Annotated in this window: 23 protein-coding genes; 11 read left to right on the top strand and 12 right to left on the bottom strand. The window is 71.1% G+C overall.

The window, feature by feature from the left end:
* Positions 1–4 precede the first annotated feature (4 nt).
* Together ACFYV5_RS33885 and ACFYV5_RS33880 are read right to left on the bottom strand one after the other, a co-directional pair.
* A complete protein-coding gene (locus tag ACFYV5_RS33885) occupies positions 5–2,557 on the bottom strand; it encodes a phosphoribosyltransferase (RefSeq protein ID WP_389175134.1) in 2,553 nt (850 codons plus the stop codon).
* A gap of 18 nt (positions 2,558–2,575) precedes the next feature.
* Complete coding sequence (locus ACFYV5_RS33880) at positions 2,576–3,763, bottom strand: HpcH/HpaI aldolase/citrate lyase family protein (protein WP_389175131.1); 1,188 nt, start codon at positions 3,761–3,763, stop codon at positions 2,576–2,578.
* A gap of 177 nt (positions 3,764–3,940) precedes the next feature.
* Between ACFYV5_RS33880 and ACFYV5_RS33875 the strand changes: the two genes are divergently transcribed.
* Complete coding sequence (locus ACFYV5_RS33875) at positions 3,941–4,873, top strand: TerD family protein (RefSeq protein ID WP_389175128.1); 933 nt, start codon at positions 3,941–3,943, stop codon at positions 4,871–4,873.
* Between the two features lie 69 nt (positions 4,874–4,942).
* On the opposite strand, the gene ACFYV5_RS33870 is transcribed toward ACFYV5_RS33875, so the two are convergent.
* The 6 genes from ACFYV5_RS33870 to ACFYV5_RS33845 form a co-directional block, all read right to left on the bottom strand.
* Positions 4,943–5,680 carry a Tellurium resistance gene (locus ACFYV5_RS33870; protein ID WP_355108595.1) on the bottom strand — a complete coding sequence of 246 codons (738 nt, stop codon included), beginning with the start codon at positions 5,678–5,680 and terminating at the stop codon, positions 4,943–4,945.
* A gap of 96 nt (positions 5,681–5,776) precedes the next feature.
* Entirely contained in the window at positions 5,777–6,922 is a 1,146-nt protein-coding gene (locus ACFYV5_RS33865; protein WP_355108593.1) for a DUF475 domain-containing protein, read from the bottom strand.
* A gap of 29 nt (positions 6,923–6,951) precedes the next feature.
* Positions 6,952–7,527 (bottom strand): TerD family protein, encoded by a 576-nt coding sequence (locus ACFYV5_RS33860; RefSeq protein ID WP_355108591.1) that lies wholly within the window; start codon positions 7,525–7,527, stop codon positions 6,952–6,954.
* Between the two features lie 182 nt (positions 7,528–7,709).
* Positions 7,710–8,285 (bottom strand): TerD family protein, encoded by a 576-nt coding sequence (locus ACFYV5_RS33855; RefSeq protein ID WP_355108589.1) that lies wholly within the window; start codon positions 8,283–8,285, stop codon positions 7,710–7,712.
* A 113-nt stretch (positions 8,286–8,398) separates the two neighbouring features.
* Positions 8,399–8,857: a peroxiredoxin gene (locus tag ACFYV5_RS33850; RefSeq protein WP_355108587.1), complete on the bottom strand. Its 459-nt coding sequence runs from the start codon at positions 8,855–8,857 to the stop codon at positions 8,399–8,401.
* A 137-nt stretch (positions 8,858–8,994) separates the two neighbouring features.
* A complete protein-coding gene (locus tag ACFYV5_RS33845) occupies positions 8,995–9,417 on the bottom strand; it encodes a DUF3052 domain-containing protein (protein WP_355108585.1) in 423 nt (140 codons plus the stop codon).
* Between the two features lie 410 nt (positions 9,418–9,827).
* Here ACFYV5_RS33845 and aceE point away from each other — a divergent pair, with 410 nt between their 5' ends.
* A complete protein-coding gene (gene aceE / locus ACFYV5_RS33840; RefSeq protein WP_355108583.1) occupies positions 9,828–12,560 on the top strand; it encodes a pyruvate dehydrogenase (acetyl-transferring), homodimeric type in 2,733 nt (910 codons plus the stop codon).
* Positions 12,561–12,623: 63 nt separating this feature from the next.
* Positions 12,624–13,490 (top strand): potassium channel family protein, encoded by an 867-nt coding sequence (locus tag ACFYV5_RS33835; protein ID WP_389175122.1) that lies wholly within the window; start codon positions 12,624–12,626, stop codon positions 13,488–13,490.
* Here the strand turns inward: ACFYV5_RS33835 and ACFYV5_RS33830 are convergent.
* A complete protein-coding gene (locus ACFYV5_RS33830) occupies positions 13,471–13,854 on the bottom strand; it encodes a peptidase inhibitor family I36 protein (protein WP_389175120.1) in 384 nt (127 codons plus the stop codon). The two genes, ACFYV5_RS33835 and ACFYV5_RS33830, sit on opposite strands and share 20 nt — an antisense overlap.
* Before the next feature lie 172 nt (positions 13,855–14,026).
* Positions 14,027–15,649, bottom strand: a complete 1,623-nt coding sequence (locus tag ACFYV5_RS33825) for an MFS transporter (protein WP_389175117.1) — start codon at positions 15,647–15,649, stop codon at positions 14,027–14,029.
* Between the two features lie 126 nt (positions 15,650–15,775).
* Here ACFYV5_RS33825 and ACFYV5_RS33820 point away from each other — a divergent pair, with 126 nt between their 5' ends.
* The 7 genes from ACFYV5_RS33820 (at position 15,776) to ACFYV5_RS33790 (ending at position 23,492) form a co-directional block, all read left to right on the top strand.
* The gene (locus ACFYV5_RS33820; protein ID WP_355108575.1) at positions 15,776–16,408 is read left to right on the top strand and encodes a TetR family transcriptional regulator; all 633 of its coding nucleotides are present in this window, start codon (positions 15,776–15,778) and stop codon (positions 16,406–16,408) included.
* A 206-nt stretch (positions 16,409–16,614) separates the two neighbouring features.
* Positions 16,615–17,826 (top strand): alpha/beta hydrolase, encoded by a 1,212-nt coding sequence (locus tag ACFYV5_RS33815; protein WP_389175114.1) that lies wholly within the window; start codon positions 16,615–16,617, stop codon positions 17,824–17,826.
* Between the two features lie 65 nt (positions 17,827–17,891).
* Complete coding sequence (locus tag ACFYV5_RS33810; protein WP_389175111.1) at positions 17,892–18,752, top strand: DUF4429 domain-containing protein; 861 nt, start codon at positions 17,892–17,894, stop codon at positions 18,750–18,752.
* A gap of 280 nt (positions 18,753–19,032) precedes the next feature.
* Complete coding sequence (locus tag ACFYV5_RS33805; RefSeq protein WP_389175108.1) at positions 19,033–20,337, top strand: sensor histidine kinase; 1,305 nt, start codon at positions 19,033–19,035, stop codon at positions 20,335–20,337.
* Entirely contained in the window at positions 20,334–21,020 is a 687-nt protein-coding gene (locus ACFYV5_RS33800; RefSeq protein ID WP_355108569.1) for a response regulator transcription factor, read from the top strand. The genes ACFYV5_RS33805 and ACFYV5_RS33800 overlap by 4 nt, the downstream gene beginning before the upstream one ends.
* A 280-nt stretch (positions 21,021–21,300) precedes the next feature.
* Positions 21,301–22,290 carry an alpha/beta hydrolase gene (locus ACFYV5_RS33795; protein ID WP_389175105.1) on the top strand — a complete coding sequence of 330 codons (990 nt, stop codon included), beginning with the start codon at positions 21,301–21,303 and terminating at the stop codon, positions 22,288–22,290.
* The gene (locus ACFYV5_RS33790; protein WP_355108565.1) at positions 22,287–23,492 is read left to right on the top strand and encodes an acyltransferase; all 1,206 of its coding nucleotides are present in this window, start codon (positions 22,287–22,289) and stop codon (positions 23,490–23,492) included. Before ACFYV5_RS33795 ends, ACFYV5_RS33790 begins: the two co-directional genes overlap by 4 nt.
* A 63-nt stretch (positions 23,493–23,555) precedes the next feature.
* Here ACFYV5_RS33790 and ACFYV5_RS33785 read toward each other — a convergent pair whose 3' ends face one another.
* Together ACFYV5_RS33785 and ACFYV5_RS33780 are read right to left on the bottom strand one after the other, a co-directional pair.
* Positions 23,556–24,566, bottom strand: a complete 1,011-nt coding sequence (locus tag ACFYV5_RS33785; RefSeq protein WP_355108563.1) for an aldo/keto reductase — start codon at positions 24,564–24,566, stop codon at positions 23,556–23,558.
* 4 nt (positions 24,567–24,570) lie between these two features.
* Positions 24,571–24,948 carry a MerR family transcriptional regulator gene (locus ACFYV5_RS33780; protein ID WP_355108561.1) on the bottom strand — a complete coding sequence of 126 codons (378 nt, stop codon included), beginning with the start codon at positions 24,946–24,948 and terminating at the stop codon, positions 24,571–24,573.
* Between the two features lie 52 nt (positions 24,949–25,000).
* On the opposite strand from ACFYV5_RS33780, the gene ACFYV5_RS33775 reads away from it, so the two are divergent.
* The gene (locus ACFYV5_RS33775) at positions 25,001–25,828 is read left to right on the top strand and encodes a serine hydrolase domain-containing protein (protein ID WP_355108559.1); all 828 of its coding nucleotides are present in this window, start codon (positions 25,001–25,003) and stop codon (positions 25,826–25,828) included.
* Positions 25,829–25,972 lie beyond the last annotated feature (144 nt).

Genomic DNA, 25,972 nt, shown 5'->3' with positions numbered 1-25,972 from the left:
GAGGTCACTGGGAGACCACCGCCTTCCCGTCGGCGCCGGTGGCGCCTCTCGTGTACTGGGGGTGGATCAGGCCGACGCAGGTGTACGGGAGTCCTTCGACCTCCTCGACGGGCACCCCGCGCTGCTCGGCGAGCAGGCGCACGTGCGCGAGGTCGGCGCCCGCGCCGCGCTGCGCGAGGATCTTCCAGGGGACGCGGCGCAGCAGGACCCGGGTGGTCTCGCCGACGCCGGGCTTGACCAGGTTGACGTCGTGGATGCCGTACTCCTCGCTGATGCGCTCGACGGCCGCCCAGCCCTCCCAGGTGGGGGCGCGGTCGGCGGCGAGCAGCTCCTTGGCGGCGGTGTCGACGTCCTCGGCGACCTCGTCGAAGCGAGCGGCGACGGCGTCGAGGAAGTCGTTGGAGACATCGGCGCCGGCCAGCTCGCGGTAGAACTTGCCGCCGTGGAAGTCGTCGGGGCCGACGAGGTCGGCGCGCAGGACCGTACGCGATATCAGGCCGGAGACCGTGGAGTTGAGGCAGGCGGAGGGGATGAGGAAGTCCTCGCGGGTGCCGTAGGTGCGCACGCAGGAGCCGGGGTCGGCGAGAACCGCGATCTCCGGGTCGAAGCCGGTGATCCCCTCGGCGCGCTCGAACTCGGCCAGCGCTTCCGCGAGTTCGCGAGTGATGGCGCCCTTGCCGGTCCAGCCGTCGACGAAGACGACGTCGGCAGGGTCGTGGTGGGCGGCGAGCCAGCGCAGCGCGTTGGCGTCGATGCCGCGACCGCGCACGATCGAGACGGCGTAGTGGGGCAGGTCGAGACCGTGGCGGGCCTGGGCCCAGCGGCGCATGAGGACGCCGACGGGGGTGCCGGCCCGGGCGAGGGAGACGAGGACGGGCGTGCCGCTCCCCCGGCCCGACTTTTCGGCGAGCACGGTCTCGGTGACGACGCCGACGGCGCGCGCGATGCGGGCGGCGGAGGTCTCCAGGGCGGCGTGGAAGAGCTCCTGGTACCGGTCGCTGGGCTGGTACTCGACCGGCAGGGACTCGGCGTAGTGGGCGCCGCCGCTCTGGATCGCCTCCTCGCGCTCCTCGGTCGGGGCCTCCAGCTCGACGTCCGAGAGGTCCTGGAGCAGCCAGCCGACCTCCTCGGGCGCGTACGAGGAGAAGGCGGGGCCGCGGAGGGGCTCGGGCAGCATGGAGCTCCTTTCGGGAGCTTCGGTGGCGGGAGCGGGTACGGCCGTCGGGACGTCCGTCGAAACGGCCGACCGGGCGTACGACGGGACGTACGACGGGACGACGGCGAGGACCACGTGCGGGATGTGGGCCGCGAGCTGGGCCAGCAGACCGTCGGGGGCGTGCAGTTCGGGGGTGTCGGCGACGGAGTCGACGACGGCGACGACCGCGTCGAAGCCGGCTCCGGCGACGTTGTAGGCGTACCGCTCGCCGGGTCCGTCGGCCGGCGCGTCGTGGGCGGGGAAGACGAGCCGGGTGCGTATGGCGTAGCCGGGGTCGTCGACGGCGAGGACGGGCGAGCGGGTGGTGGTGGAGTACGCGACGTCGATGCCGCGCTCCTCGAGGGCGACGCCGAGCGCGAGCGGCGCGTACATCAGCTCCTCGAAGCCGAGGACGAGCACGCGACCGGGGTCTCCGGACGGGAGCGCCTCGGCGAGCTGCTCCGCCAGCGCCGGAAGGGCCTCCTCCAGGCGGGAGCGGTGCTCCGGTACGAAGCCGTGGCGGCCGCCGTCCGGTACGCCCTGCGGCCACTCCAGGTCGACGCGTACGGCCGAGGTACCGCGGGGCGCACGGGGCGCGGGCACGGCGGGCGGTACGGAACCGGCGGGCGAGGCAACCGAAACGGGCGAGCCGGCCGACGCGGCAGCCTCGTACCGGGCCACCAGCTCCTGGCCCTTCTGCAGGACGCCGTCCGGCAGCCCCACCGTGCCCGCCGCGAGGGACAGCAGGTCCACCCGGGCGCCGATCTCGGCCGCGAAGGCGGTGAGCCGGTCCCGGTCGGCGGCGGCGCGCATGTCGACCAGGGCGACGATCACGTACCGGTCGCGCGGGTAGCGCTCGTGCAGGTCGCGGATCGTGTTGAGGACCGTGTTGCCGGTGGAGAACTCGTCGTCGACGAGCACCAGCGGGCCGTCACCGGCCAGCAGCTTCGGGTCCTCCGGGAGCAGCAGGTGGGAGGTGGCGTGCGAGTGGGACTCCTCGAAGCCGCCGGCCGGGGCGACGCCCGCCACCGGCCGCCTGGTGGAGTGGAGGTAGGGGGCGAGGCCGACGCCGTCCGCGACGCTGTGGCCGAGGCCGGTCGCCGTCTCCGCGTACCCGAGGACGACGGCCCTCGCCGCGTCCTCGTCGCCGAGCAGCTCCCGTACCCGCACGCCCAGGTCGTATCCGGCGCCGCGGACCACCGAGGGGCGCTGCGGCACGTGCTTGCCGAGCACGTGGGAAACCAGCAGATGCGCGCGCTTCGGGTTGCGGCGCAGTGCGAGGCCCAACAGGCCCCGGAGATCCTCGCCGCCGATCAGTTCGACGCCCAGTCGCTCCGCGACCCACGTTCCCGACCACACCACGTCGTCCTTCACCTTCCGTCAGCCGGCCAGTCCGGCGGTGAGCAGATCGACGAAGCCGACGTCCTCCCTGGCGACGCCGAAGACCTCGGCGCGCAGGAGGGTCCGTTCGGCCCACGCGCGATGCGGCTTCACCTCGTTCATCTTGTTCGTGTACGCGGAGCGCATCACTCCGCCGCCGCCCCGCTCGGGCCGCAGGATGTCCTGGGCGTCGCTGTACTCCTCGTGGCTGACCACCGAGAGCGCGTGCACCGGCACCACGTGGGTGGGGTGGATGCAGGTCTTGCCGAGCAACCCGTTGGCGCGGTCGAGTTCGATCTCGCGGAGCAGCCCGTCGAGGTCGTGCTCGATGAGCGCGGTACGCAGGTCCTCCGCGCGGCCCTCCAGGAAGGGGCTGCGGCGCAGCTGGGGTTTGAACATGCGCTCGCCGAGCCGGAAGTACTCCCAGACGGGCCCGGTGATGGTGAAGCCGGTGCCGTCGGAGCGGCCGAGGACGTTGACGACGTCCGCGATGACGTGGGCGACGAGCTGGACGTCGTAGGCCGTCATGTCGGGCGAGCGGCGCAGTCCGTACGCGGAGCAGAAGTCGGTGACACCGAGCCGCAGGGCGAGGACCCGGTCGCGGTACTTGTCCACGGTCACGGCGATGCCGGCGAGGGTCTCGGCGCGGGTCTCCAGGTGCAGCAGCTCGGGAGACTCGAGGACGGGCATGGCGAAGAGGCGCCGACCGCTCTCCTGCTCGGCCACGGTGAGGGCTTCGAGGAAGGCCTGCCCGCGCGTCTCGGTGAACTTCGGCAGCACGAAGCCGGACAGCAGGCGCACGTTGTCGCCGAGCCGCGCGACCAGATCGGTGATCTGGCGGGGCTCCCGGACCCGGATGAAGAGCAGGGGCACGTCCTGGGGCGTCTGCGTCTGCGCCTGCTCACCGTCCGCCGCCAGGGCGGCGAACTGGCGGACGAGGTTGTCCTCGGCCGCCTCCACATCGGCGTCGGCGATGGAGTCCTCCAGGCAGAGCACCATGGAGACGACCCCGCGGGCGGCCTGTTTGCGCACGTCGTCGGCGAGCCGCGGCCGGGTGGCCGGGCTGTAGAGGGTGGCCCCCAGGGCCACGGCGAGCGTGCTCGCGGGCGAGTCGGCGGTGAACTCGACCGGCTCCTGGTGGAACAGCCCGGCCCGCGAAGCGGACGGGATGTGCCCGAAATGACGCATGTAACTCCCCCGACTGCCTCTATGGGCCCTGACGACACGTGGCCGGTAATAGTACGTAGGTGCGGGTGTCCTTAGTTCCCTTCGCGCATGAAATCCAGGTAACTCGTCCGCATCGGCGCATCTCTCCCCGATCGCCACGGCCCCCCGCGTTGTCCGCGGGTCGGCCGGGGAGGCAGGATGACGGTCATGACGCACGCGATGCTGAAGGGCTCCAACGTCCCTCTCGACACCGCGGCCGTACGGGCCGTGCTCCGCTGGACCCCGGGCCCCGGGGTCCCCGACGTGGATGCCTCGGCGCTGCTGCTCGGGGCCGACGGCCGCGTGCGCTCCGACGAGGACTTCGTCTTCTACAACCAGCCGCGCCACCCCTCCGGGCTGGTGCGCCGGCTGCCCAAGAAGCGGGTGGCGGAGGGGCTGACCGACACGGTCGAGGCCGATCTCGGCGGGCTCGACCCGTCGGTCGACCAGGTGGTGATCGCGGCCTCCTCGGACGGCGACACCTTCCGGTCGGTCTCCGACCTGCGCATCCTGCTGTACGACGCGGGCGCGGCGGACGGGGAGCCGCTGGCCCTGTTCGACGTGACGGCGGAGACGGGCGAGGAGACGGCGATCATCTGCGGCGAGCTGTACCGGCGCGGGGAGGGCTGGAAGTTCCGCGCGGTGGGGCAGGGTTACCCGACCGGACTCGTCGGCCTCGCCACCGACTTCGGGATCTCGGTGGACGAGGGCACGGAGACCGGGCCGGACGCCGGATCGGACACCGGATCGAACGTGGGTACGGACGCGAGCGAGGCCCCGGCCACCGCTCCGGACCCGGGGCTCGACGTGACGGTCGTCCAGCCGCCCGTGTCCGCTCCCGTGCCGCCCCAGCCGACCGCTCCCCCGGCGCCCGTGCCCGCCTACGGCTACCCCCAGCCGGCCACGCCCGGGCAGCCCGCCTACGGCTATCCGCAGGCGGCCTCCCCGGCGCAGCCTTCGTACGGCTATCCCCAGCCCGCCTCGTCCGCGCAGCCCGCGTACGGCTATCCGCAGCCCGCGGCGGCCGCGGCGCCCGCCCCGGACCCGAACTTCAGGATGCCGCCGATGGGCCCGCAGTTCGTCCGCCCGTAACGCCGCCGCCTTTGACGCTGCCGGTGACGTCGCCGGTAACTCCGCCCCCGTCACGCGTGACGCCACGTGTCAGGCCTTGGTCTTGTAGCCGCGCCCCCACTGCAGGCCCCATCCGTACAGCCGGTCCAGCTCCGCCTGGAAGCCGTACACGAACTTCACCTCCCGGCGGACGATCAGCTCGTCCTTGATCTTCTCGACGGTGAGCACCGCGCAGGAGCGGGCCTGGGGGGCGCGCTCGTCCAGTTCGATCTCGATCCGCGGCCCGTTGCTGGGGTAGAGCGTCACCTTGGCGTGGGTGCGGTCGAAGGCCGGGGTCTGGTCGTAGATGTAGACGAAGAACAGCAGGCGCTTGATCGCGTCCCGGTGGTCGAGGTTGACGAAGATCGTCTCGCCGGAGGATCCGCCGAACCGGTCGTCACCGCTCAGGTTCACGTACGGCGGCGCGTTCAGGGACCCGTAGAAGCCGCCGAGCGGCTGCACCACGCCCTTGCTGCCGTCCGTCAGCTCGTACATGCAGCCCAGGTCCAGGTCGACGTTGACGACGCCCTGGGTGTGCGCCTGGACGACCTCGGGCTTGAAGAGCTTCGAGGGGTTGCGCAGCAGCCGGCCGCTCTGGCGGGAGCGGCCCTCGATGTCGGAGGTGCGCATGCGCCAGGAGAGGTTGACGCGGAGGTTGCCGGTGGCGGCGCCCTGTTTGGTGAGCGAGACCGCCGGGCGCCTTCTTGTGAGGTCGATGGAGTTGCTCGAGGCGCTGCCCGAGTCGAACTGCGCCACCCTGCCCGGAAACAGGCCGTCCCAGAAGGCCATGCGTCCCCACCCCCCACTCGAAGCCATGACATGCGCCGCGGGGCGGCCGGGTGCACCGGCCGCCCCGCAGTGAAGCGTTCCTCGTTACCGGGGGTGTCACACCCCGGACGACACCTCGGTCTTGCCCGAGGAGTCAGCTTTTCCCTCGGCCGCCGCGAGGGCCTTGTTGCGCCGGAGGGAGGACCAGAAGGACCAGGCGATGAGGGCGACACCGATGAGACCGGTGATGACCTCGGGGATCTGGTACCGGATGCTGATCATGAGGAGCACGGCGAGGGCGCCGATGGCGTAGTGGGCGCCGTGCTCCAGGTACACGTAGTCGTCGAGGGTGCCCTGGCGGACCAGGTAGACCGTCAGCGAACGGACGTACATGGCGCCGACGCCGAGGCCGAGCGCCATGAGGACGATGTCGTTGGTGATGGCGAAGGCGCCGATGACGCCGTCGAAGGAGAACGACGCGTCGAGGACCTCGAGGTAGAGGAACATGAAGAAGGCGGCCTTGCCGGCGAGTACCACGGCCGAGACCGGCTTGCCGCTGCGCTTGGCCTGCTCCTCGGCCTCGTGCTCGCGCTCCTCTTCCTCCTCCAGCTTGTTCTCGAAGTAGCCCGAGAGACCGCCGACGACGAGGTACGTGATGAGACCGAGGACGCCGGAGAGCAGGACGGTCGATGCCTTGTCGGCGTGCGTACCGCCGTGCTGGTGGGCCTGGGTCGCGAAGGTCATGGCGCTGATCGCCAGAACGATCAGGGCGATGCAGACCGACAGCATGTCGATCTTGCCGAGCTTGGCCAGCGGGCGCTCCAGCCAGCCGAGCCACTTGATGTCACGGTCCTCGAAGATGAAGTCGAGGAAGATCATGAGCAGGAACATACCGCCGAAGGACGCGATCGACGGATGTGCGTCGGTCACGAGCTGCTCGTAGCGCTCTGCGTCGTTGAAGGCGAGATCGACGGCCTCGATCGGGCCGATCTTGGCGCTGATCGCGACGATCACGACGGGGAAGACCAGCCGCATGCCGAAGACGGCGATCAGAATGCCGATCGTGAGGAAGATCTTCTGCCAGAAGGCACTCATCTTCTTCAGGATTCCGGCGTTGACCACCGCGTTGTCGAAGGACAGCGAGATCTCGAGGATGCACAGGATCGCGACGAGACCGAACGCTTCCCACCCCCCGTAGAGCACCGCTGCGACCAGCCCGAGCGCCGTAATGGCGAACGACCAGCCGAAGGTTTTCAGAACCACTGTCTACCCCATCGTGTAATTACGCGGCTTTACGAAACGTTGACCCCGAAGTCTAGGGCGATGCCCCGGAGGCCGGACGCGTACCCCTGCCCCACCGCCCGGAACTTCCATTCACCGCCGTACCGGTAGAGCTCGCCGAAGATCATCGCGGTCTCGGTGGAGGCGTCCTCGGAGAGGTCGTAGCGGGCCAGCTCCTGGCCGTCCGCCTGGTTCACCACACGGATGAAGGCGTTGCTGACCTGGCCGAAGGTCTGGCCCCGGTTGTCGGCCTCGTGGATCGAGACCGGGAAAATGATCTTGTCGCAGTGGGCCGGAACCTTGACGAGGTCCACGACGAGCGACTCGTCGTCGCCGTCCCCCTCGCCGGTGAGGTTGTCGCCGGTGTGCTCGACCGAGCCCTCGGGGCTCTTCAGGTTGTTGTAGAAGACGAAGTACTCGTCGCCGAGCACCCGTCCCGACTGGCACAGCAGGGCGCTGGCGTCGAGGTCGAAGGGCGCTCCGGTGGTGGAGCGCGCGTCCCAGCCGAGGCCGACCAGCACCTGGGTGAGGTTGGGTGCGGCCTTGGAGAGGGAGACGTTGCCTCCCTTGGCGAGCGTGACGCCCATGCGTGGTTCCTCCCCGGTGAGAACTGCTCTCTGCACTGCTGATGAGCCGTACGGCTGACGAGCTGTACGGCTCCTGGGCCGTACGGCTACGGCTGCTGGGCCCCGTAGCCGTAGCCGTACGGCCGAGGCACGTCCGGCGCCGCACGGAGCGTGCGGCGCCGGACGGATCAGGCTCGGGTGACTCAGACGTTGACGCCGAAGTCCGCCGCGATCCCGCGCAGACCGGAGGCGTAGCCCTGACCGACGGCGCGGAACTTCCACTCGTCACCGTTGCGGTAGAGCTCGCCGAAGACCATGGCGGTCTCGGTCGAGGCGTCCTCGGAGAGGTCGTACCGGGCGATCTCGGTGCCGCCGGCCTGGTTCACGACGCGGATGAACGCGTTGCGGACCTGGCCGAAGGACTGCTGGCGGTTCTCGGCGTCGTAGATCGACACCGGGAAGACGATCTTGGCGACATCGGCGGGCACCGTGGCCAGGTTGACCTTGACCTGCTCGTCGTCACCCTCGCCCTCGCCGGTGAGGTTGTCACCGGTGTGCTCGACCGAGCCGTCGGCGCTCTTCAGGTTGTTGAAGAACACGAAGTCCTGGTCGTTACGGACCTTGCCCTCCGGGCTGACCAGAATGGCGCTGGCGTCGAGGTCGAAGTCCGTTCCGGTGGTGGTGCGGATGTCCCAGCCCAGACCGACGGTGACGGCGGTCAGGCCAGGGGCCTCCTTGGTCAGCGAGACGTTGCCGCCCTTGCTGAGGCTGACTCCCACGAGTCCCTCCATGTGGTTTCCAGGGGCAGCGCCCCCGTCGTGCGTTGGCATCGGATCAACGACTGGATCCTAGTGACGGGTTCCCGGCCTGGACAGACGATTCGCCCCGATGGTCAGAGAGTGTCGAGCGCCTTGACGTACTGGCCGAGGTCGCGGGCGTCAGGAAGGGCGTTCACGACGCTCCAACGGACGACACCCTCCTTGTCGATGATGAAGGTGCCGCGCACGGCGCAGCCCTTCTCCTCGTCGAAGACGCCGTAGGCGCGCGAGGCCTCGCCGTGCTTCCAGAAGTCGGAGAGCAGCGGGTAGTCCAGGCCCTCCTGCTCGGCGAAGACGCGCAGGGTGTGCATGGAGTCGTTGGAGACCGCGAGGAGCTGGGTGTCGTCGTTGACGAACTTCGGCAGGTTGTCGCGCAGCTCGCACAGCTCGCCGGTGCAGACGCCGGTGAAGGCGAAGGGGTAGAAGAGCAGCACCACGTTCTTCTCTCCCTGGAAGTCGGAGAGCCTCACGGTGCGGCCGTGGTTGTCCTTGAGCTCGAACTCCGGGGCCTTGGTGCCGACCTCGATCGCCATGGCGTGCGTTTCCCTTCCACTGGACAGAGTCATCGGACCGGTCATGGGACCGGTCATTCGACCGAACAGGTGAAGGGACAGCGTACGCACAGAGCCCCCGCCGGCTGTGCCGGCGGGGGCTCCTGCTGCTTGGGGGATCAGCGCTTGGGGGCGACGAGCCGGGTACCCGACCAGTCCTTTGCCACGCTGATGCTCTTGGTCTGGGAGAAGCCGGCGGTCTGCGCGGCATCGCTGATGTCGCTCGGCTCGACGTAGCCGTCCCGGCCCGTCTTGGGCGTCAGCAGCCAAACGTTGCCGCCGTCCTCCAGCAGGCCGATGGCATCGACCAGGGAGTCCGTCAGATCTCCGTCCTCGTCGCGGAACCAGAGCACGACGGCGTCGGCGACGTCGTCGTAGTCCTCGTCAGCGAGGTCCGACCCGATGATGGACTCGATGCCTTCGCGGAGATCGAAATCGACGTCGTCGTCGTAACCGATCTCCTGGACCACCTGTCCGGGCTCGAACCCCAGCCTCGCTGCCGGGTTGGTCCGCTCCTCCGCGTGGTCCGCGGTCGCGCTCACGGCTTGCCTCCTGATCATGTATCGGAAAATGCTTGGGCCACGCGCGTACGCGCAGCGCTGGCCGTAGTCCACACGGGCTGGGCGGATCGCGCAAGTACCCGGCCGTCGAGACCGCCGAAACGGTGACGTTTGGGGCCGTCTCGCCGCATCTTCCGAGCCGGTTCCACTTCGCTCCGTGACATAAGGCACACACTTCGTACCGCTTTGTGTCCTTCCGCGGTTTCAGTCTGCCGAACGTGCGGACGAAACGCATGCGCGGGTTGGGCGTAAGGTTGCGATTTGACCCAACCAGGCACCCAGTGGGGGTTACCCCTCGGTAGAGATGACGTTTGACACCGACGGGGTACACGATGGACGTCCCGGCCTCCCGTGGGCTCCATCGAAGCTCCACCGAACAGCGAAGGAACAGCGTGGCTTCCGGATCCGATCGCAACCCGATCATCATTGGCGGCCTTCCTAGCCAGGTCCCGGACTTCGATCCGGAGGAGACCCAGGAATGGCTCGACTCCCTCGACGCCGCCGTCGACGAGCGGGGCCGTGAGCGGGCCCGCTATCTGATGCTCCGGCTGATCGAGCGCGCCCGCGAGAAGCGCGTGGCCGTGCCCGAGATGCGCAGCACGGACTACGTCAACACCATCGCCACCAAGGACGAGCCGTTCTTCCCCGGCAACGAGGAGATCGAGCGGAAGGTCCTCAACGCGACCCGCTGGAACGCCGCCGTGATGGTCTCGCGCGCGCAGCGCCCGGGTATCGGGGTCGGCGGTCACATCGCCACGTTCGCCTCCTCCGCCTCGCTGTACGACGTCGGCTTCAACCACTTCTTCCGCGGCAAGGACGAGGGCGACGGCGGCGACCAGATCTTCTTCCAGGGCCACGCCTCCCCTGGCATCTACGCCCGCGCCTATCTGCTGGACCGGCTGAACGAAACGCAGCTCGACGCCTTCCGCCAGGAGAAGTCGAAGTTCCCGAACGGGCTGTCCTCGTACCCCCATCCGCGTCTGATGCCGGACTTCTGGGAGTTCCCGACCGTCTCGATGGGCCTCGGCCCGCTCGGTGCGATCTACCAGGCCCGGATGAACCGCTACATGGAGGCGCGCGGCATCGCCGACACCTCCAAGTCCCACGTCTGGGCGTTCCTCGGCGACGGCGAGATGGACGAGCCGGAGTCGCTCGGCCAGCTGTCCATCGCCGCCCGTGAGGGCCTGGACAACCTGACCTTCGTCGTCAACTGCAACCTGCAGCGCCTCGACGGCCCGGTGCGCGGCAACGGCAAGATCATCCAGGAGCTGGAGTCGCAGTTCCGCGGTGCCGGCTGGAACGTCATCAAGCTGATCTGGGACCGCACCTGGGACCCGCTGCTCGCCCAGGACCGCGACGGCATCCTGGTCAACAAGCTGAACACCACCCCCGACGGCCAGTTCCAGACATACGCCACGGAGACCGGCGCGTACATCCGCGACCACTTCTTCGGCGACGACCAGCGGCTGCGCTCGATGGTCGAGGGGATGTCGGACCACCAGATCCTGCACCTGGGCCGTGGCGGTCACGACCACAAGAAGATCTTCGCGGCCTTCGCGGCGGCCAAGGCCCACAAGGGCCAGCCGACCGTGGTGCTCGCCCAGACCGTCAAGGGCTGGACGCTGGGTCCGAACTTCGAGGGCCGCAACGCGACCCACCAGATGAAGAAGCTGACGGTCGACGACCTCAAGCGCTTCCGCGACCGGCTGCACATCCCGATCACGGACAAGCAGCTGGACGAGGGCTACCCGCCGTACTACCACCCGGGTCGCGACTCGGAGGAGATCCAGTACATGCACGACCGCCGCAAGGCGCTGGGCGGGTACGTGCCGACCCGCGTCGTGCGGGCGAAGCCGCTGGCCCTTCCGGAGGAGAAGACCTACGCGGCGGCCAAGAAGGGTTCGGGCCAGCAGTCGATCGCCACGACGATGGCGTTCGTCCGCATCCTGAAGGACCTCATGCGGGACAAGGAGATCGGCAGGCGCTTCGTGCTGATCGCGCCCGACGAGTACCGCACCTTCGGCATGGACGCGTTCTTCCCGAGCGCCAAGATCTACAACCCGCTGGGCCAGCAGTACGAGGCCGTGGACCGCGAGCTGCTGCTCGCGTACAAGGAGTCCCCGACCGGCCAGATGCTGCACGACGGCATCTCGGAGGCCGGCTGCACCGCCTCGCTGATCGCCGCCGGTTCGGCGTACGCGACGCACGGCGAGCCGCTCATCCCGGTCTACGTCTTCTACTCGATGTTCGGTTTCCAGCGGACCGGCGACCAGTTCTGGCAGATGGCCGACCAGCTCGCGCGCGGCTTCGTGCTCGGTGCCACCGCCGGCCGGACGACGCTGACGGGCGAGGGCCTCCAGCACGCGGACGGCCACTCGCACCTGCTCGCCTCGACGAACCCGGGCTGTATCGCCTACGACCCGGCCTTCGGCTTCGAGATCGCGCACATCGTCCAGGACGGCCTGCGGCGGATGTACGGACCTGATGCCGAGGACGTCTTCTACTACCTCACCGTCTACAACGAGCCGATCCAGCACCCGGCCGAGCCCGAGAACGTGGACGCCGAGGGCATCCTCAAGGGCATCTACCGCTTCAAGGCGGGCGAGGCCGGCGCGATCCCCGCGCAGATCATGGCCTCCGGTGTCGCCGTGCCCTGGGCGGTCGAGGCACAGCGGCTCCTCGCCGAGGAGTGGAACGTGCGCGCCGACGTCTGGTCGGCGACGTCCTGGAACGAGCTGCGCCGCGAGGCCGTCGAGGTCGACCGGCACAACCTGCTCCACCCGGACGAGGAGCAGCGCGTCCCGTACGTGACGCGGAAGCTGTCCTCGGCTCAGGGTCCGTTCGTCGCCGTCTCCGACTGGATGCGCTCGGTTCCGGACCAGATCTCCCGCTGGGTGCCGGGCACCTACACCTCGCTCGGCGCGGACGGCTTCGGCTTCGCGGACACCCGTGGCGCGGCCCGTCGGTACTTCCACATCGACGCCCAGTCGATCGTCCTCGCCGTCCTCACCGAGCTCGCCCGCGAGGGCAAGGTCGACCGGTCGGTCCTGAAGCAGGCCGTGGACCGCTACCAGCTGCTCGACGTGTCGGCCGCGGACCCGGGCGCCGCCGGCGGCGACGCGTAGCACATATCGCCTGGTGAGGGGCGGCGGGACCAGCGGTTCCGCCGCCCCTCGGCGTTGCCTACGATGCCTGCCATGAAGGAACGCACCTCTCAGCTCCCGCGCTGGGAGAAGCGCACCCAGAATCCGCTGCTGGGGCTCGCCGTCCTGTTCGGCGTCGCCTACGCCGTGCCGATCGTCGCGCCCGACGCGGCCGCCTGGGTGCACCGGCTGTGCACGCACGTCGAGTGGGTGGTGTGGGGTGCGTTCGCCGTCGACTACGCCGTCCGGCTCGCGCTGGCGCCGGCCAAGTGGCTCTTCGTCCGAAGGCACCCGCTGGACCTGCTGGCGGTACTGCTCCCCCTCGTGCAGCCGCTTCGGCTGCTGCGTCTGGTCTCCACGCTCCTCCTGGTGGGCCGGCGGGCCCGGATGGCCCCGCAGATAACGCTCACCACCTATGTGGCGGGCGCGGTGGTCGGGCTGCTGATGTTCGGCTCGCTGGCCGTGCTCCACGTGGAGCGCAGCGCCCCGGACGGGAACATCAAGACGCTCGGGGACGCGGTGTGGTGGTCGTTCACCACGATGACGACGGTCGGGTACGGCGACCACGCCCCGACCACGGGTCTCGGCCGCGTCCTCGCGGTGGGCCTGATGCTCTCGGGGATCGCCCTGCTCGGTGTGGTCACCGCCAACATCGCGGCCTGGTTCATCTCCCGCTTCGAGCGGGACGACGCCCAGGAGCGCCGGCAGACGGAGCTCCTGGAGACCTTGGCCCGGGAGGTCCACGAGCTGCGCGCCGAGGTGGCACGGCTCTCGGCGCCGGGCCTCGCGCAGGCCCCTGTGCCGGTGCCGGGACTCGTGCCGGGAGCGGAACCGGGAGCGGGACCGGGAGCGGCAGCGGTGCCGATCCCCGTGCCACCGCAGGGCGAGGTCCCTACCTCTCCCAGATCTTGAACGCTCTGACCTGGTACGGCGTCTGGGGCACCCAGGTCCCGCGCCCCGGATAGGTCTCGAACTCCCCGGTCTCGGCACACTCGGCGGACTGGTACGCGGTGACCGGCCGTCCGGTGCGGTTGGCGAGCGCCTGGGCGCTCGTGCCGGGCGGCAGGGCGACGCAGCTCTCGATGTCGGTGCCGGCCAGCTCGTGGGTGAGGGCCTTGCCCTTGAAGTCCGCCTTGGGCCACAGACACAGCTGGCCGGGCCCACAGGTCCCGAGCTTCGGAGCGTTGGCCGCCGGAGCGGCTGCCACGGACGCGCCCGACAGGGCGGTGAGCAGGACGGCCGCCAGTACGGCCAGGTGGACGTGCTTCGTAGACATGTCGATGAACCCCCCGGTTTCGTCACTCTCTGTGACCACAACTCTGGCCGAAGTCACAGCCCGTTGGGAAGAGGCCATGGGTCGGTTCACCCGGATAGGTGACAGCCCCGCCGGACCGGGTCCGGCGGGGCTGTCACGTCACGAGGGGCTGTCACGTCACGGGAGGTCGACGTCAGATGTGGGCGCCGCCCGCACCCGCCTCCGCGTTCTCGCCGCGCTTGGTGAGCATGGCGACCCCGGCCGCGACGACGGCGACGACACCGGCGACGGTGAAGGCCAGGCCCATGCCGTCCATGAACGTGTCGTGGATGACGCCGCCGATCCGGTCGAACATGTCCGGGGTCATGCCGGGCGTCTTGGCCAGCTCCTGCGGGACCATGCCGAACTCGGCGGCCTGCTCAAGACCCGGGGCGGGCTCGCCCGGAATGCCGGCGGCCGTCCAGTTCGCCGCGAAGTCGCTGGAGACCTTGGAGGACATGACCGCGCCGAGCACGGCCGTACCGAGCGCGCCGCCGACCTGCATCGCGGCCTGCTGCAGACCGCCCGCGACGCCGGAGAGCTCCAGCGGGGCGTTGCCGACGATGACCTCGGTGGCGCCGACCATGACCGGGGCGAGGCCCAGGCCGAGCAGGGCGAACCAGAGGGACATCACGAACGTCCCGGAGCCCTCAGTGAGCGTGATCATGCCGAACATGGCGGCAGCGGTGCACACCATGCCGCCGACCAGCGGGATCCGCGGACCGAACGTGGTGATCAGGGCACCGGCCAGCGGCGAGGAGACGATCATCATCGCGGTCAGCGGCAGCAGGTGCAGACCGGCGTCGATCGGCCCCAGGCCCTGGACGCCCTGGAGGTAGAAGGTCACGAAGAACAGGCCGCCCATGAAGGCGAAGGCCATGAGGACCATCAGGACCACACCGGCCGAGAGCGGCACGGAGCGGAACATGGCCAGCGGGATGAGCGGCTCCTTGACCTTGGTCTCCCAGAGCGCGAAGAGGCCGAAGAGCAGGATCGCGCCGAGCAGGAAGCCCCAGGTGTTGCCGCTCGTCCAGCCCCAGCCGGCACCGGCCTTGATGATGCCCCAGATGAGCGATCCCATCGCGCCGGAGAGCAGCAGGATGCCGAGGACGTCGAAGGAGCGCGGGGCGTTCTCGGCGCGGTGGTCCTTCAGGATCACCAGGCCGAACACGAGGGCGAGCACACCGACCGGCACGTTGATGAAGAACACGGACTGCCAGCTGACGTGCTCGACGAGGAAGCCGCCGAGGATCGGGCCGCCGGCCGTGGAGGCGCCGATGACCATGCCCCAGATGCCGATGGCCATGTTGAGCTTCTCGGCGGGGAAGGTGGCCCGCAGCAGGCCGAGCGCCGCCGGCATCAGCAGGGCGCCGAAGAGGCCCTGGAGGATGCGGAAGGCGATCACGAAGGCGATCGAGTCGGAGAGACCGATCGCGAAGGAGGCGGCGGCGAAGCCGGCGATGCCTATCAGGAAGGTCTGGCGGTGACCGAAGCGGTCACCGAGCTTGCCGGCGGTGATCAGGGCGACGGCGAGCGCGAGCAGGTACCCGTTGGTGATCCACTGCAGCTGATCGAGGGTCGCGCCGAGGTCGTGCTGGATGGCGGGGTTGGCGATGGCGACGATCGTGCCGTCGAGCGCGACCATCATCACGCCGATCGCCACGGCGAACAGCGTCAGCCAGGGATGGCCTCGCAGTCCCTTCGCCGGAGCCGGCGCGGGGCTCCGGTCGCCCCCTCGACCCTGCGGGGCCTTTTCCACGGTGGTCTGACTAGTCATACGAGTGAGGCTAATGTCAGCGACTGACAATTGACAAAGCAATTCATGCGACGGTAACTGTCACGTAGCTCACAGGTACCCTGAGCTGCACGACGCCTTGGAAAGTGGCGAAAAGAGGACCATACGGTGACGGTTTCCGGTCTGCGGGAACGGAAGAAGCAGCGCACGCGGGACGCGCTGCTGCGCGTCGCCCTCGAACTCTTCACGACCCAGGGGTACGAGCAGACCACCGTCGACGAGATCGCCGACGCGGTCGAGGTCTCCCAGCGCACCTTCTTCCGCTACTTCTCCTCCAAGGAGGAGGTCGCCTTCGCCGTGCAGCACATGGTGGAGAACCGCTTCGTCCAGGCGCTGGCGGCGCGCCCCGCCGAGGAGGGGCCGCTCGACGCGATGCGCAACGCGGTGCTCTCCTCCTGGGACACCATCGGTGAGGCGATCATGGAGGTCGTTCCCCTCGATCTCTATCTGCGGACCTTCCAGATGATCGAGTCGACCCCCTCACTGCTCGCCGCCCACCTGCGCCGCTCCAGCGAGATGGAGGAGGCCATAGCCCGGCTCGTCGCCGAGCGCGAGGGCCTGGACGTCGACGAGGACCCGCGCCCGCGGATCGTGGTGGCGGCCTTCAGCGGCGTCATGCGGGTGACCGGCCAGCTCTGGGGCCGGGGGGCGGACCCCACCCTGGAGGGGATCCGCGGGATGACCGCGCACTACCTGGACCACCTCGGCCCGGCCCTCGAGCCGGAGTGGCGGAGCCGGTAGCTCCGCGGCTCCGCGGCTCCGTGACGCCACGACGCCTCGACGCCTCGACGCCCCTCGCCGACGGGCTCCGTAACCGCGCCGTCGTACCCGCGCACGCGCGAGGCGTACGCCCCCGCGCACGGAGCGTCACCGAGCCCCGCCTCGCCCAGTGATCCACGTCACTCGCGTGCACGACACCCCTCGCCCGTCTCCTAGGGTGTGGCGCAGTGACTTCCTTCGACTCCTCCCCCACCCTCACCGCCTGGCGCATGCTGCTCGCGCTGGCCGTGGTGTTCGTGCTCCTGGCGACCACCGGCTGGACGACGATCCGGCATCAGCGCGGGCCAGGAGAGTCCCGAGAGGCCGCGTTCGCCTCCTGGCTGCACGGCAGGATCGGCCACCGGGACCTGCCCGACCCGGCCGCCCCCGCCCGTACGATCGCCGCGTTCTTCGCCTCGATAGGCCCGGCGCAGGGCGCCTTCCTCGCCGACGCGCATCCTTTCGTCGTCGGCAATCTCAACGGCGCCCCGGTGACCCTCCGCTACCGCGCCAACCGGCTCTCCCTCGCCCGCGCCCTCGAAGCCGAGCGGGACAGGGTCCGGGACCCCCGGCTGAGCGCCGACGGCCGGCACGAGGCCCTGCGCCGCGCGCACCGCTTCACCTCGCTGATGCGTCCGGACCGGCAGATCCTCGCCTTCGACCCGACCGGTGGCGGCCGGACGGCCGAGGTGCTCGGGGATCTGGAGCGGGCACAGCGGGTCTCGGTGATCGTGCCCGGCGTGGACACCAATCTGCTGACCTTCCAGAAGACCAACCGCAAGTTCTCGGCCCCGGCCGGGATGGCGCAGTCGCTGTACGCCGCCGAGCGCGAGGCCGCTCCCACGCGCCGTACGGCCGTCATCGCCTGGGCGGACTACACCGCCCCCGTCGGGGTCGGTATCGACGCCGCGATGGGGCGCCTGGCCTCGGTGGGCGCGGTACGGCTCGTCGACATGACCGCCGCGCTGCCCGGCGCCTCCCGCGTCAGCGTCTTCTGCCACAGTTACGGCTCCGTGCTCTGCGGGGTCGCCGCGGCGCGGCTGCCCTCCCGGGTGACGGACGTGGTGGTGGCGGGAAGCCCCGGCATGCGGGTGGAGAAGGCGGCGGAACTGGCGACGCGGGCCCGGGTGTGGGCGATGCGGGACGCGGACGACTGGATCCAGGACGTACCGCACCTCGCGGTCGGTGGGGTGGGGCACGGGGCGGACCCGGTGGAGCCGGAGTTCGGTGCGCGGCTGCTGTCGGCGGCCGGCGCGAACGGCCATACCGGCTATTTCGAGCCGGGCACCGGAAGCCTCCGCAACCTCGCGGCGATAGGCGTTGGTTCGTACCAGAGCCTGACCTGCGCGAGCGTCGACAGCGCTTGCCGCAGCGGAATCTCCGGCGGGGAAGGGCTCTGACGCGCGTAGAGCGCGGGATTTCGGCCCCCTGCGCAGGGGCGACGCCGGGGCGCACGCCGCATACGATGAGGCACATGGGTGATGTGCTGGCCGGAATTCATGCCACCTGGGAGTTCGAGAGCGACGCCGTCGTCATCCGCTTCGAACGGGGGATCCGTACACCGAAACTGTTCCAGGCGCTGCGCGAACGACGTATCCCGCACGAGGCGTTGGCGGACGTGACGCTCGCCCCGGGCAAGCGGGGCACCGTCGTACTGCACGCGGTGCCGAGACCGGGCGCCGATCCTCTGATGGAGGCGGCCGCGGGGCAGTTGAAGGAGGGGTGCGACCCGTACCGGCTGGTGCTGCCGGCCGACCGGGAGACGCTGGCCGAGTACTACCGGGACGAACTGCGCGCGGTGCTCACACCGCGGGACGAGCCGTCGGACCGATTCCTGGTCACGGCGCCGGAGGGACCGCAGTCGTTCAAGGCGTACGACGGGAAGGCGAGCTTCGACGGAAGGTCGGAGGTGTCGTTCCGCTGGTCGTGGTCGGGGGCGTCCTCGGAGAAGTGGAAGGCGGGCGACCAGACCTTTCCGGTACGGGAGCTCAGCGGGGTCGAGTGGCGCTCGCCGGACGTCTTCGACGGGTACCTGCGTCTGCTGCCCCGGTCCACGGAGCCGCGGCCGGCTCAGGCGGACCACGATCCGGCGGCCGTCGTCTTCGGCCTCGGGTACGGCCCGGTCCACGAGTCCCTGCCGTTCGCGGCCGCCGTCCTGTCCGCGGTCCGCCGCGCCGGGCGGGTGGCCGCGCTCCCGGAGGCGGAGCTGCGCGACCCGGCGGGGGTCGCGGAACGGATCCGGCACCTGGGGGAACTGCACGAGGCGGGTCTGGTGACGGACGACGAGTTCACGGCGAAGAAGGCGGAGCTGCTGGCGGAGCTCTGACGGCACCGGCGTCGGCGTCGACGCTCCGCGGGAGCCGCGGCCTTGGGCCTCTCCGCGGAGCGGCGGAGCGCTCGGAGCGCCGGAACGCCGAAGCGCTCGGAGCGCCGGAGCGCCGGAACGCCGGAACGCCGAAGCGCTCGGAGCGCCGGAGCGCCGGAGCGCCGGAGCGCCGCGGGAAGCGTGCCTGGAGCACCTCGCCCGTCATACCCCGGTATCACCCCCCGACCGGGTCCTCGGTATGACGCCCGGTGGTCGGCCGGGTGCCTAACCTGAGCGGGCCATGAAGAAGACACGCTCCCTCGGAGCCGACCACCCCGTCGTCCGGATGCTCGCGCCCGTCCGAGGGGTGATGCAGTCCTTCGGCACCGCCCTCGCGACCCCGACCGAACCGGGCGCCCCGCTGCTCGCCGAGGCGCGCACGCGCTGGCTCAGGCTGCTGCCCTACGGCGTCGCGTTCGCCTTCGTCGCCTCGCTGCTGCCGTCGACCATCGCGGTCCTCATGAACGACTACCAGGTCAACGGCGGCCTCGCCGGTGCCCTGGCCACCGCGCAGAGCGCGCCGTTGCTGCTCGCCGTGACCCGCCCCCTCCAGGCCTGGTGGATCATCGGCACCGCCGATGTGGTCGGGGCGCTGGTCATGCTCGCCGCGGACGGTCTCGATGGGCGCCCCTGGCCGTGGACGCCGCCGGTCGTGATCGGGTATCTCGCCCTGATGCTCGCCCTCGGACTGCGCGAGTCGCGCCGCGCGCTGCTCGGGGTGTGGCTGGTGACAGGGGCCGCGGGGTTCGTCCTCAACGCGGTCGCACCGGAGAACACCGGCGGCATCCACGTGCTGCTCTTCGTCCTGAGCGGAGTGGCCCTCCTCGTCATGGCGACGCTCCGCGAGCGCGGGGACGCCGAGCGCCGCAGCGCGGCCGAGCGGGCCCGCAGCACGCTTCTGGAGGAGCGGGCCCGGATCGCGCGCGAGTTGCACGACATCGTGGCCCACCACATGTCCGTGATCACGGTGCAGGCGGACTCGGCGCCGTACCGGATCCCGGACCTTCCGGAGGCGGCCCGCGAGGAGTTCACCTCGATCGCCGCGAGCGCGCGGGAGTCGCTCGCCGAGATGCGTCGGCTGCTCGTGGTCCTGCGCAGCGAGGGCGCGGAGGGCGAACGGGCCCCGCAGCCCGGCCTCGGCTGGGTGCAGCAGCTGATCGAGGCGACGGTACGGGCGGGGGTGCCGGCCCAGCTGTCGTTCTCGGCCGAACTGGCCGCCCGGCTCGGGGACGTACCGCAGGCGGTGGACCTGTCGGCGTACCGGATCGTGCAGGAGGCGCTGGCGAACGTGGTGCGGCACGCGCCGGGCGCGGAGACCCGAGTGTCGGTGACCTCGGACGACGACTGGCTGACGGTCCTCGTCGTCAACGGGCCGGTGGCGGCGCGCACTTCGCCCCTGGAGGGTGGTACGGGGACCGGGCACGGGCTGGTCGGCATGCGCGAACGCGTACGGTTGACCGGCGGCACGCTGGACACCGGTCCGCTGCCGGACGGCGGCTTCCGGGTGGCCGCGCGCCTCCCGCTGACCTCGAAGGGCACCTTGTGACCATCCGCGTGATCATCGTCGACGACCAGGCCATGGTGCGGGCGGGGTTCGCCGCGCTCCTCTCCGCGCAGACCGACATCGACGTGGTGGGCGAGGCGCCGGACGGGCGGCAGGGCGTGGACGTGGCGCGGTCGACGCACCCGGACGTGGTGCTGATGGACGTACGGATGCCGGAGATGGACGGTCTCGCGGCGGCGCGCGAGATTTTGAACCCTCCGCCGGGGGTCACCCACCGTCCCAAGGTGCTGATGCTGACCACCTTCGACGTGGACGACTACGTGTACGAGGCGCTGCGCGCGGGCGCGTCCGGCTTCCTGCTGAAGGACGCGCCGCCTGCCGACCTGATCTCGGCGGTACGGGTGGTGGCGGCGGGCGAGGCGCTGCTCGCCCCGTCGGTGACGCGGCGGCTGATCGCCGACTTCGCCGCGTCGAAGCCGGCCCCGCGCGGGGACCGGGTGGCGCTGCGTCTCAACGGTCTGACGCCGCGTGAGACGGAGGTCCTGGAGCTGATCGCGCGGGGTCTGTCGAACCAGGAGATCGCGGACCGGCTCGTCCTGGCGGAGCAGACGGTGAAGACCCATATCGGGCGGGTGCTGGCCAAGCTGGATCTGCGCGACCGCGCGCAGGCGGTGATCTTCGCGTACGAGTCGGGCCTGGTGGCGCCGGGCGACGCGGGACGCTGACGCGACGGGGTCCGCTGCGGGGGCTCTCCGCCGCCCCCGTACCGCGGTGCGCGGCAGCTTCGTGCCGCACCAGGGACGAGGCGACGGGCGCGCGCACCGGGCCCTCGGAGCTCCGCCCCGGACTCGGGGGAAAGCCCCACCCCGGGCGGGGGGACCGCCCCTCGTCCACCCCCTACCCCGGTAGCACCGGGGACTTGGCCCCTCGGTGTGACGTGCCGTCACCCACCCTCTTCCTACCTTCCTCTCGCACGGACGAGACACGAAGAGGGAGGGGCCTCATATGCGCCGCTACGCAAGGACCTTGGTCACCGCCGCACTCACCACGACGGTGGTCGCCGGGACGGCGGGCTGGGCATCCGGGAGTGCGCAGCAGGCCGTGACGGGAGCCCCGGTCGGCGCGGAGGCCTGGCGGGCGGACGGCCTGCCCGATGCGGAACGGATGACCCCTTCTCAAGTCGCCGCTTACTTCGACGGCCTGACGCTGGATCGGCAGCAGGAGCTGGTCCGCACGCACCCCTCCGTCGTCGGCAACCTCGACGGCGCTCCGCTGCGACTGCGGTACGAGGCGAACGCCCGCACCCTCGGGGGCCGGTACGCCGGACAGCAGGTCCTCGCCTTCGACCCGCGCGGCCGGGGCCAGGTCGCCCTCGTCTCCGGGGACCTGACGACGGCCGAGCACGTGGCCGTGATCGTGCCCGGGTCCGACATCGACGCCGGGAACATCACGCCGCTCACCGACAAGGCGGAGGCGCTGCGCCGGGCCACGCACGGTCGTACCGCCGTGATCGCCTGGGCCGGCTACACCACGCCCGTCGGCGTCGGCCTCGACGCCGCCACCGGGAACCTCGCCGAGGTCGGGGCGGAGCGGCTGACGCGGCTGACCGACGGCCTGGCCGCGACCGGGGTCCCCGCTCCCTCCTTGTTCTGCCACAGCTACGGCTCCGTCGTCTGCGGCCTGGCGGCCCACGACCTCAAGGCCAAGGACCTCGTCGTCTTCGGCTCCCCCGGCATGCGCGCCGCGAACGTCGCCGAACTGCGCACCTCCGCCCGGGTGTGGGCGGCCAAGGACCCGTCCGACTGGATCGACAACGTGCCGAACGTCGCGTTCGCCGGGCTCGGCCACGGCGCGGACCCCACCGCCCCCGAGTTCGGCGCCCGCCGCGTCCCCGCCGCCGACGCCCCCGGTCACGACGGCTACTTCGTGGCCGGCACGCAGTCCCTCCGTACCTTCGCCGCCATCGCCGCGCTCCCCGAGGGGGGTGCCCGATGAGCACGCTCACCAGGACCGTCTCGAAGATCGAGGCCGGCACCCCCGCCCACCGCGACCGGGCGATCGACGGGCTGCGCGCCCTCGCGCTGCTCGCCGTGCCGACCGGGCACTGGCTGCTCGGCGGGTTCACGCTCTCCTCCGACGGGGCCCTCCACAACGCCAGCCCGCTCGGCACCTTCGGCGGACTCGCCCCCGTCAGCTGGATCCTGCAGATGCTCGGGATCTTCTTCCTGGTCGGCGGCTACGCCTCCGTCCTGTCCTACCGGAAGCGCACGGGCTCCACCGGCGAGTGGCTCAAGGGACGGCTCGCCCGGCTCGGCCGTCCCGTCCTCGGCGTCACGGCCGTGTGGGCGGCGCTGCTCCCGCTCCTCCATTACGGGTTCGGCGTGCCGGGCGACACGCTGCGGACGGCGTCCACGCTCGTGATCCAGCCGCTGTGGTTCGTCGGGGTGTACACGGTGGTCACCGCGCTGACCCCGCTGTGCGTGCGTGCCACCCGTCGGGCGGGGGTGTGGGCGGCGGCCCCGCTGCTCGCCTCGGTCGCCGTCGTCGACTTCCTTCGCTACGGGCCGTACGCCGACACCGTGCCGTCCTGGCTCAGCCTGCTGAACATCCTGCCCGGCTGGCTCTTCGCCTACCAGCTCGGCGTCTCCTGGGGCGAGGGCCGGGTCACCCGGCGCCACGCGTGGGGGCTGCTGCTCGGCGGGGCGGCGCTCTTCGCCGCGCTGCTGCTCGCCTTCGGCTACCCCGCCTCGATGGTCGGCGTCCCCGGCGAGGCCCGCACCAACTCCCACCCGCCGTCGCTCCTCGTCCTGGCCCTCGCCGCCGCCCAGAGCGGCGCGGCGATCCTGCTGCGCGGCCGGCTCGGCACGCTCCTGAAGCGGCCCGCGCTGTGGGCGCCGGTCGTGGTCGTGAACCTGTCCGCCATGACGATCCTGTGCTGGCACCAGACGGCGATGCTCGCCGCCGCGATCCCGGCTTCGTACGCGGGTGAGATCCCGGGCCTGGTCGGCGCGCCGGACTCGGTCGGCTGGATCCTCGCCCGGCTGACCTGGATGCCGCTGTTCGCGATCCTGCTGCTGCTGATCGGGCGGTACGCCCGCGGCTTCGAGTCCCCGTGGACCCACACGGGCACCGCCCGCCGGGCGGCAGCGGGCCTCCTCGCCGCGGGCTTCGCGGTCTTCGCCCTGGGGCTGGCGTGAGGGGACGGGCGCGGCGCGCGCGGGGGCCCGGAGCTCCGCCCCTCACCCGCCCCTCTCCGTCTCCTACTCGCGCGCCGCCGAAGTGAAGGTCATGTCCGGGTACCGGTCCCCCGCCACCTCCGCGGCGATCGGTTCCAGTTCCTCCAGTTCGGACTCCGTCAGCGTGATGCGGGTCGCCGCAGCGTTCTCCTCCAGGCGGGCACGCTTGCGGGTGCCCGGGATCGGGACGACCGTCAGGCCGTGCACGGCCGACCGCTGCTGCACCCAGGCCAGGGCGATCTGCGCCGCCGTCGCGCCGTGCGCGGCCGCGATCGTGTGGACCGGGGCGAGGAGGGCGGCGTTCCGTGTCGCGTTCTCGCCGGTGAAGCGGGGCTGGTACTGGCGGAAGTCACCGCCCGACAGGTCCTTCGAGGCGTCCGCGAAGGCGCCGGTCAGGAAGCCCCGGCCGAGCGGCGAGTACGGCACGAACGTCACGCCGAGCTCGGCCGCCGCGCCGACCGCGCTGCGCTCCACGTCGCGCGAGAACAGCGACCACTCCGACTGGAGCGCGGCGATCGGGTGCACGGCGTGCGCCTCGCGCAGTTCCGCGCCGGTCACCTCGCTCAGGCCCAGGTGCTTGACCTTGCCCTCCCGTACCAGCTCCGCCATCGTCCCGACCGACTCGGCGAGCGGGACGTCCGGGTCGCGCCGGTGCATGTAGTAGAGGTCGATGGTCTCGACGCCCAGGCGGCGCAGGCTCGCCTCGACCGCGCTCCTGATGTACGCGGGGTCGTTGCGGATCCCCCGGTAGTGCGGGTCGTCGGCCCGCCGCTCGATGGCGAACTTGGTGGCGAGGGTGATCTCGTCCCGGTGGGCGGCGACGAACGGCGCGAGGAACTCCTCGTTGGCGCCGCTCCCGTACACGTCCGCCGTGTCGATCAGCGTGACGCCCGCCTCCAGGGCCGCGTCGAGGGTGTCGCGGGCGGCGGCCTCGTCCGTGTCGCCGTAGAACTCGCTGATGCCCATGGCGCCGAAGCCCTGGACGCCGATCTCGGGGCCGTCGGTACCGAGTCGGACGGTGCTGATCCTGCTCATCGGGTCACGCCTCCGCGTAGTAGTGACTGATCTTGATGTCGAGCACGGCGAGCGTGTCCTGGAGCTCCGCGATCCGGGACAGCACGTCCCTCCTCGTGGTCTCCAGGAGCTCGCGCCGTTCGTCTCGGGTGTGGTCGCCCTCCCGCACCAGTTCCGCGTACCGCACCATCGACGCGACCGGCATCCCGGTCAGCCGGAGCTTTCCGACGAACCCCAGCCAGTCCAGGTCGCGCTGGGAGAAGCGGCGCTGGCCGGTGTGCGAACGGTCGACGTGCGGCATGAGCCCGATCCGCTCGTACCAGCGCAGGGTGTGCGCCGACAGGCCGGTCAGGGCGGCCACCTCGCTGATCGTGTAGGTGACGCTTCGCTCGATCACGCTCATGGGCCCCACGCTAGGACCTTGGAGTGCACTCCAAGCAAGTACGCTCGGTGCCATGTCCCTGCAGAGCCTGGCGATGATCGAGAACTGGCCCGTCCCCACCGCGGCCGCCGCCGTCGTGCGCGCGGACGGCACCCTGGCCGGGTCCCACGGCCCCACCGGGCAGCGGTTCCCGCTCGCCTCCGTGACCAAGCCGCTGGCCGCCTACGCCGTCCTCGTCGCGTACGAGGAGGGGGCGATCGACCTCGACGAGCCCGCCGGGCCCGAGGGCGCGACCGTACGGCATCTCCTCGCCCACACCTCCGGGCTCGCCTTCGACGAGGACCGGGTGATGGCCTCCCCCGGCACCCGCCGGATCTACTCCAACACCGGATTCGAGGCGCTCGGCGACCATGTCGCCAAGGCGACGGACATCCCGTTCGCCGAGTATCTGCACCAGGCGGTCCTGGAGCCGCTGGGGATGACCTCGACCACGCTGGAGGGCTCGCCCGCCAAGGACGGCGTCTCGACGGTCGACGACCTGGTGCGGTTCGCGGCGGAGGTGCAGGCGCCCCGGCTGCTCGACGCGCGCACGGTGCTCGACGCGATGACGGTGACGTACCCCGGGCTGACCGGCATCCTGCCCGGCTACGGTCATCAGCGGCCCAACGACTGGGGGCTCGGCTTCGAGATCCGGGACTCCAAGTCGCCGCACTGGACGGGGGCCTCGTCCTCGCCGCGGACGTTCGGGCACTTCGGGCAGTCGGGCACGTTCCTGTGGATCGACCCTGACGCGCGCGCCGCGTGCGTGGCGCTGACCGACCGGGCCTTCGGGCCGTGGGCGGTGGAGGCGTGGCCGCCGTTCACGGACGCGGTCCTCGCGGAGCTGCACGCCGGGGCCTGAGCGGGAGCCGGGGCCGGACGGCGAGTGGTCGGCCGACGCCGAGCCTGAGCGGGAGTTCGGGTCCTGGGCCTGAGCGGGAGTTCGGGCCCTGGGCCTGAGCGGGAGCCGGGGACGTGGCCTCAGCGGGAGCCGGCCGGGCCTGAG

Source organism: Streptomyces sp. NPDC003035, from assembly GCF_042888285.1.
GTDB lineage: Bacteria > Actinomycetota > Actinomycetes > Streptomycetales > Streptomycetaceae > Streptomyces.
This window is presented reverse-complemented; position numbering and strand designations above follow the sequence as displayed.

Coding starts and splice junctions, on each gene's coding strand:
- ACFYV5_RS33880 (WP_389175131.1), bottom strand. CDS start 3,763: ATGCGTCATTTCGGGCACATCCCGTCCGCTTCGCGGGCCGGGCTGTTC.
- ACFYV5_RS33775 (WP_355108559.1), top strand. CDS start 25,001: ATGTCCCTGCAGAGCCTGGCGATGATCGAGAACTGGCCCGTCCCCACC.
- ACFYV5_RS33795 (WP_389175105.1), top strand. CDS start 21,301: ATGCGCCGCTACGCAAGGACCTTGGTCACCGCCGCACTCACCACGACG.
- ACFYV5_RS33850 (WP_355108587.1), bottom strand. CDS start 8,857: ATGGCGATCGAGGTCGGCACCAAGGCCCCGGAGTTCGAGCTCAAGGAC.
- ACFYV5_RS33870 (WP_355108595.1), bottom strand. CDS start 5,680: ATGGCCTTCTGGGACGGCCTGTTTCCGGGCAGGGTGGCGCAGTTCGAC.
- ACFYV5_RS33785 (WP_355108563.1), bottom strand. CDS start 24,566: ATGAGCAGGATCAGCACCGTCCGACTCGGTACCGACGGCCCCGAGATC.
- ACFYV5_RS33780 (WP_355108561.1), bottom strand. CDS start 24,948: ATGAGCGTGATCGAGCGAAGCGTCACCTACACGATCAGCGAGGTGGCC.
- ACFYV5_RS33830 (WP_389175120.1), bottom strand. CDS start 13,854: ATGTCTACGAAGCACGTCCACCTGGCCGTACTGGCGGCCGTCCTGCTC.
- ACFYV5_RS33825 (WP_389175117.1), bottom strand. CDS start 15,649: ATGACTAGTCAGACCACCGTGGAAAAGGCCCCGCAGGGTCGAGGGGGC.
- ACFYV5_RS33835 (WP_389175122.1), top strand. CDS start 12,624: ATGCCTGCCATGAAGGAACGCACCTCTCAGCTCCCGCGCTGGGAGAAG.
- ACFYV5_RS33875 (WP_389175128.1), top strand. CDS start 3,941: ATGACGGTCATGACGCACGCGATGCTGAAGGGCTCCAACGTCCCTCTC.
- ACFYV5_RS33790 (WP_355108565.1), top strand. CDS start 22,287: ATGAGCACGCTCACCAGGACCGTCTCGAAGATCGAGGCCGGCACCCCC.
- ACFYV5_RS33805 (WP_389175108.1), top strand. CDS start 19,033: ATGAAGAAGACACGCTCCCTCGGAGCCGACCACCCCGTCGTCCGGATG.
- ACFYV5_RS33860 (WP_355108591.1), bottom strand. CDS start 7,527: ATGGGCGTCACGCTCGCCAAGGGAGGCAACGTCTCCCTCTCCAAGGCC.
- ACFYV5_RS33810 (WP_389175111.1), top strand. CDS start 17,892: ATGAGGCACATGGGTGATGTGCTGGCCGGAATTCATGCCACCTGGGAG.